7 protein-coding genes are annotated in these 6,609 nt (G+C 33.5%); all 7 read left to right on the plus strand.

The annotated features are described in order from the left end of the window. The first annotated feature begins 12 nt into the window (after positions 1–12). Positions 13–534 carry an N-acetyltransferase family protein gene (locus WBY99_RS01865; protein WP_423974655.1) on the plus strand — a complete coding sequence of 174 codons (522 nt, stop codon included), beginning with the start codon at positions 13–15 and terminating at the stop codon, positions 532–534. Positions 535–624: 90 nt separating this feature from the next. Next, positions 625–2,154 carry a 2,3-bisphosphoglycerate-independent phosphoglycerate mutase gene (gene gpmI / locus WBY99_RS01870; protein WP_423974649.1) on the plus strand — a complete coding sequence of 510 codons (1,530 nt, stop codon included), beginning with the start codon at positions 625–627 and terminating at the stop codon, positions 2,152–2,154. Positions 2,155–2,311: 157 nt separating this feature from the next. Next, complete coding sequence (locus WBY99_RS01875) at positions 2,312–3,289, plus strand: acyl-ACP desaturase (RefSeq protein ID WP_423974650.1); 978 nt, start codon at positions 2,312–2,314, stop codon at positions 3,287–3,289. Between the two features lie 143 nt (positions 3,290–3,432). Then, positions 3,433–3,864, plus strand: a complete 432-nt coding sequence (locus WBY99_RS01880; RefSeq protein WP_423974651.1) for a BT0820 family HAD-type phosphatase — start codon at positions 3,433–3,435, stop codon at positions 3,862–3,864. Between the two features lie 51 nt (positions 3,865–3,915). Then, complete coding sequence (gene map, locus WBY99_RS01885) at positions 3,916–4,725, plus strand: type I methionyl aminopeptidase (protein WP_423974652.1); 810 nt, start codon at positions 3,916–3,918, stop codon at positions 4,723–4,725. An 86-nt stretch (positions 4,726–4,811) separates the two neighbouring features. Then, a complete protein-coding gene (locus WBY99_RS01890; RefSeq protein WP_423974653.1) occupies positions 4,812–5,849 on the plus strand; it encodes a Fic family protein in 1,038 nt (345 codons plus the stop codon). A gap of 76 nt (positions 5,850–5,925) precedes the next feature. Continuing rightward, positions 5,926–6,609: class I SAM-dependent methyltransferase (locus WBY99_RS01895; protein ID WP_423974654.1), on the plus strand; the 684-nt coding region annotated here is incomplete at its 3' end.

Consider the following 6,609-nt stretch of genomic DNA (forward strand, 5'->3'; position numbering starts at 1 on the left):
AAAATACAATCTATGCCAAAATTAAAAGAACAATTTTATTTTAGAAAAGCACTTTTAGCTGATATAGAAACAATTTGGAAAATCCTGCAACAAGCCATAGAAAGAAGAAAAGAAGACGGGAGTAAACAGTGGCAAGATGGCTATCCTAATCCTGAGACCATCGAAAATGACATCAATAATAATTTTGGATTTGTTTTAGAATCGAAAAATGAAATTATTGCTTATGCAGCTCTTATTTTCGATCTCGAACCTGCTTATGAAATTATCGAAGGAAAATGGCTGTCTGATAAGGAATACCTCGTTGTTCATCGTGTTGCGGTCTCCACTGAATCAGCCCGAAAAGGAGTCGCAACGCAGATCTTTAAAGAAATTGAAAAAATTGCAATTTCAAAAAACATTTTCAGTATTAAAGTAGATACCAACTTTGATAATATTCCGATGTTGAAAATTTTAAATAAATTGGGTTATCAGTATTGTGGCGAAGTTTATTTTCGAGGTGCTGCCCGAAAAGCATTTGAAAAATTGCTGAATTAGAAACACTGATTTTAATAAGTTTGTTTAAAATCTATCGCTAAATAGTTGTTAAATCACTAAATTTGTATTCAATCATAAATAAATTAAAAAATGTCAAAAAAGGCCATTTTAGCAATACTCGACGGTTGGGGAATAGGAACAGATCCTAAAGTTTCTGCAATCGCTCAGGCACATACTCCCTTTATCAATTCTTGTTACGAAAAATTCCCACATACGACACTAGAAGCGAGCGGAATTGCTGTTGGATTACCTTTAGGACAAATGGGAAATTCTGAAGTTGGTCACATGAACTTAGGAGCTGGAAGAGTGGTTTATCAAAATTTGGTAAAACTCAATATGGCGGTTGAAAACGCTACTTTAGGAAAAGAAAATACAATAATAAAAGCATTTCAATATGCTCTAGAAAATAATAAAAATGTTCATTTCATAGGTTTAGTCTCGGACGGCGGAGTACATTCACATATTAATCATCTGAAAGGTCTGCTTACTGCTGCTCACAAATTTGGTTTAGATAAAAATGTTTACGTTCATGCATTTACTGATGGTAGAGATTGCGACCCACATTCTGGAAAAGGTTTTATACAAGAACTCTTAGATCACATGAAAACCACCACTGGTCATTTGGCCACAGTTGTTGGAAGATATTACGCAATGGATCGTGATAAGAGATGGGAACGTGTAAAGTTAGCCTACGATGCAATGGTAAATGGAGTGGGTGAAGGAACCAGAGATGTTTTACAAACAATCGATAATTCTTACAAAGAACAAATTACTGACGAGTTTTTAAAACCAATTATTTGTCTAAAAGATAACAATTTACCAGTTGCCAAGATTGAAAATGGAGATGTGGTTTTTTGTTTTAATTTTAGAACAGACCGCGGACGAGAAATTACAGAGGTTCTCTCACAAGAAGAATTTCCGGAATTTGGAATGCATCCGTTGAATCTTTACTATGTCACGATGACCAATTACGATAAAAAGTACAAAAATGTTCATGTTGTTTTCGATGAAGAGATTTTACACGAAACAATAGGTGAAGTATTAGAAAGAAACGGTAAAACACAAATTCGTGTCGCAGAAACAGAAAAATATCCACATGTAACATTTTTCTTTTCTGGCGGGAGAGAAGCAGAGTTTGTAGGAGAAAGTCGATTATTATGTCCAAGCCCCAAAGATGTACCAACGTATGATTTCAAGCCAGAAATGTCGGCATATGATATTACCGAAAAAATCCTTCCAAAAATTAACGAGGAATCTGCAGATTTTATTTGTTTAAATTTTGCAAATACTGATATGGTAGGTCACACGGGCGTTTTTTCAGCAGCGGTAAAAGCCGCAGAAGTTGTGGATGAATGCATCTCAAAAGTTGCAACTGCAGCTTATGAACATGGTTACGCAGTTTTTATCCTCGCAGATCATGGGAATTCTGATATCATGATTAATGAAGATGGCAGTCCCAATACGCAACACTCTACGAACTTGGTTCCATTAATTGTTATGGATAAAGACAGAAATTGGAATTTAAAACCTGGAAAATTAGGAGATGTTGCTCCATCAATTTTAAAAGTAATGGGTATAGAAATTCCTGCAATAATGACTGGCGAAGTTCTAGTACGCTAAATAAATTCTAAAATATAGAATTAGAAAACATTTGATGTTTTTTAGTTTTTTCAAGCGTAATTTTATATTGCGACTGTTTTATAATTAATTTAACGGATGACTTATGCAATAGATAGTATTTTTAAATTATATTTGCCGAATATATAAAAGATTGAAGATGTATAATAAAATGATGAGAATAGAAGTAATGAGAACTCTTGGCAAAAATGTCGACCAGTTTATAGACTCCTATTTAACCCCTGTAGAAAAAATTTGGCAACCAACTGATTTTTTGCCAGATCCTTCCGCAGACAGTTTTAAATATGATGTAGAAGAACTTCAAACTTATGCGCAAGAAATGGGTTACGATCTTTTTGTAACTTTAATTGGCGACTGTATTACCGAAGAAGCATTACCTAGTTATGAATCTTGGATTATGGGAATTGATGGTATCAACCAGGAAGAAAGATCTGGCTGGGCACAGTGGGTAAGAAGTTGGACTGCAGAAGAAAACCGCCACGGAGATTTGTTGAATAAATATCTTTATTTATGCGGAAGAGTAAACATGAGAGAAGTTGAAATTACAACGCAATACCTTATTCAAGATGGTTTAGATATCGGAACAACAATGGATCCCTACCGAAACTTTGTTTATACCAGTTTTCAAGAAACAGCAACTAATGTTTCCCACAGGAGAGTAGGGACTTTAGCAAAACAAAGCGGTAACACCAAATTAGCCAAGATGTGTGGAGTAATCGCAGCCGATGAAGCTCGCCACGCAAAAGCTTACAAACATTTTGTAACTAAAATTTTTGAAGTCGATCCATCAGAAATGATGTTGGCTTTCGAAGATATGATGCGTAAAAAAATTGTAATGCCCGCCCATTTAATGCGAGAATCTGGTCAAAAAGCAGGTGAACTTTGGGGGCATTTCTCCGATGCTGCACAAAGAGCCATGGTTTATACAGGTCAAGATTACATTAATATTTTATCGGAATTACTAGAAGACTGGAAAATTGAACATATTACCGGACTGAATGAAAAAGCCGAAAAAGCACAGGAATATTTAATGAAACTTCCAGGAAGATTACAAAAAATTACCGACAGGATTTCAACTCCAGATCAAGAATATCAATTCAAATGGATTAAATCTTAGATTTTAATTAATGAAAATTTTATTGCCAATTAAGTTAATCACTTTTTTGGCATTTTTTATTCTATTGACAATCCACTAATCACTTAGAAAATCCTTTCAACGTCCTAAATTTATTATCTTTGCACCATTGAAATTTTAGAACAATGAAAAACAGTAAAAAACTTGCTATTGATTTTGACGGTACAATTGTAGATGATGGATATCCAGGAATCGGAAAAACAAAAACTTTTGCTTTTGAAACACTTAAGAAACTACAGTCAGAAGGTTACAGATTAATTCTCTGGACTTACCGACACGGAAAAACTTTGGATGAAGCAGTTGAATTTTGTAAAAAAAATGGCATTGAATTTTACGCAGTTAATTCAAGTTTTGAAGGTGAAATTTTCGATAATGAAAATGCGTCCCGAAAAATTGATGCTGATCTTTTCATCGATGACAGAAATCTAGGCGGATTCCCTGGTTGGGGCGAAATCTATAATATCATTAACGAAAGAATTGAATTCAGGGTTGAAGGGAAAGAAGTTTTGGCTTATTCTAAAATGAAAAAAGATAAAAAGAAAGGATTGTTTTGGTAAATTATTATTAAAATTCACATTTCTTTTCTCTAACTTTTAAGATATAATAGATTGATACAATTAAAAACAATAGAAGAACTTCGCTTAATGCGAGAAAGCGCACAATTGGTTTCGAAAACTTTGGGCATGTTGGCCAAAGAGATTAAACCTGGCATAACCACTTTGCATTTAGATAATTTAGGGGGTGAGTTTATCCGCGATCATGGTGGCGAACCTGCATTTCTGGGAATGTATGGTTTTCCCAAAAATCTTTGTATTTCTCCAAATGCAGAAGTGGTTCATGGAATTCCTAATGATAAACCTTTGATTGAAGGCGACATTCTTTCCGTAGATTGTGGCGTTTATATGAATGGTTTTTATGGTGACCACGCTTATTCTTTCGAAGTTGGAGAAGTTGCTCCCGAAACTAAAAAATTATTACAAATTACCAAAGAATCTTTATACAAAGGAATCGAGCAATGTGTTCGTGGAAAAAGAGTAGGAGATATCTCAAATGCCATTCAAGAATATTGCGAGAAACACGGTTATGGAGTTGTTCGTGAATTGGTTGGTCACGGTTTAGGACGAAAAATGCACGAAGATCCGCAAGTTCCTAATTATGGACGAAAAGGCAGCGGAAAAGTTTTAAAAGACGGAATCGCACTCGCCATCGAACCTATGGTGAATTTGGGGACAGAAAAAGTGAAATTTCATGATGATGGTTGGACAGTCACTTCACTCGATAATTCGCCTTCAGCACACTTCGAACATGATGTTTGCATCATCAATGGAAAACCTGTTTTGCTTTCAACTTTCAAATATATTTATGAAGCTTTAGGAATTGTGAGCGATGAGGAAAAACCGTTTACGATAGACTTTTAGTTTATCGCTCAGAATAATTTAATTTATCGCTCAAAAATACTTTTTTTGAGCGATACTTTTTATATTTGTGAGCGATAAAAATTATAATGAATTCAACTGAACAACAAATAATCAATTTTTTAAAAGTAAATCCTGGTAAATCTGCACGAGAAATTTTTCAGGAAATAAATACTGAAATCAGTTATGCGACTTTGAAAAGAGTTGTAAACAAATTGGTTTCAGAAAATTTTATTGAAGTTTCTGGAACAAAAAAAGGAACAAAACTGAAAATCTCTGATGGTTTTGAAGTTTTATCTCCCGTTGATATCGATGAATATTATCAAAAAGAACTTGATGAACGAAAAATTAAAGAAAATTTTAATTTTGATTTAATTTCTAAAACGCTCACGAAACTCAATTTATTTAATAATAAAGAAATTGAGTTTTTAAACCATCTTCAGAATAAGTTTCACCAAAACATTTCCCAACTTTCTGAAAAAGAATATAGCAATGAACTAGAAAGATTAGCAATTGACCTTAGCTGGAAATCCTCCCAAATAGAAGGGAATACTTACACTTTATTAGAAACCGAAAAACTGCTTAAAGAAAAAGAAACCGCTTCTGGGAAAACAAAAGATGAAGCTGTAATGTTGCTCAATCACAAAGATGCTTTGGATTTCTTAATCGATTATCCAGATTATTTCGATGAAATTACGGTCGCAAAAATCGAAAATATCCATTCCATTTTAGTAAAAGAATTGGGTGTTTCGAAAAATGTAAGAATAAGAAAAGTAGGAATTTCTGGGACGAATTATAAACCTTTAGATAATGAATTTCAGATACGTGAAGCATTAGAAAATCTTTGTAAATTGATTAATTTTAAAGAAAATATTTTCGAAAAATCGTTTTTAGCGCTCGTCATTATTTCTTATATTCAACCTTTTATGGATGGAAATAAAAGAACTGCTAGGATTGTAAGTAACGCTATATTAATGAATTATAATTCTTGTCCACTCTCTTTTCGAACGGTAGATTCTATTGACTATAAAAAAGCAATACTCGTTTTTTATGAACAAAATAACATCAGTGCATTTAAAAAAATATTTATCGACCAATTTGAATTTGCTGTAAATACTTATTTTTAATTTATTTTCTATCGTACATTTTTAAGAAAAGCTCTTGTATTCGTGGCAAAAAAAGCTATTTTCGCAATCTTTAATAATGAAAAAAATCACCCATTTTCTCCTCAACAAAATTCCGAGACCGATGCTTATTAATTTAAGCATTTTTCTTCGTCCGTTGATTTATCAATTTTTTAAAGGCGATAAATTCACCGATCCAATCGACGGGAAATCTTATCGAAAATTTCTACCTTACGGTTACGGAAAACAGCGTGAAAACGCTTTGTCACCAGGAACATTAAGTTTGGAACGCCATCGTCAAATGTGGTTGTATCTTCAAAATGAAACCGATTTTTTTACTAAAAATCACAAAGTTCTTCACATCGCGCCAGAGCAGGAATTCCTCAGAAGGTTCAAAAAAATGAAGAATCTGGATTATACTTCTGCGGATTTATATTCACCGATTGTCGATATAAAAGCAGATATTCTGGATTTACCTTTTGAAGATGAAAGTTTCAATATCGTTTTTTGCAATCATGTTTTAGAACATATTGAAGACGACAAAAAAGCGATGAGCGAACTTTTTCGGGTGATGAAAAAAGGAGGTTGGGGAATTTTCCAAGTTCCGATGAAGAATTCTTTAGAGAAAACTTATGAAGATTTTACCATCAAAGATCCAAAAGAAAGACAAAAACATTTCGGGCAATACGACCACGTTCGCTGGTACGGAATGGATTATTTCGACCGGCTAAAAAGTGTTGGTTTTCAAACAGATGCTAATTAT

Source organism: Kaistella sp. (assembly GCF_049588135.1).
In the GTDB taxonomy this organism is placed as follows: domain Bacteria; phylum Bacteroidota; class Bacteroidia; order Flavobacteriales; family Weeksellaceae; genus Kaistella.

What these genes read in the sequence shown, in the direction of transcription:
- WBY99_RS01875 (WP_423974650.1), top strand. Translation starts at nt 2,312, where the DNA reads ATGTATAATAAAATGATGAGAATAGAAGTAATGAGAACTCTTGGCAAA.
- WBY99_RS01865 (WP_423974655.1), top strand. Translation starts at nt 13, where the DNA reads ATGCCAAAATTAAAAGAACAATTTTATTTTAGAAAAGCACTTTTAGCT.
- WBY99_RS01890 (WP_423974653.1), top strand. Translation starts at nt 4,812, where the DNA reads ATGAATTCAACTGAACAACAAATAATCAATTTTTTAAAAGTAAATCCT.
- gpmI (WP_423974649.1), top strand. Translation starts at nt 625, where the DNA reads ATGTCAAAAAAGGCCATTTTAGCAATACTCGACGGTTGGGGAATAGGA.
- WBY99_RS01880 (WP_423974651.1), top strand. Translation starts at nt 3,433, where the DNA reads ATGAAAAACAGTAAAAAACTTGCTATTGATTTTGACGGTACAATTGTA.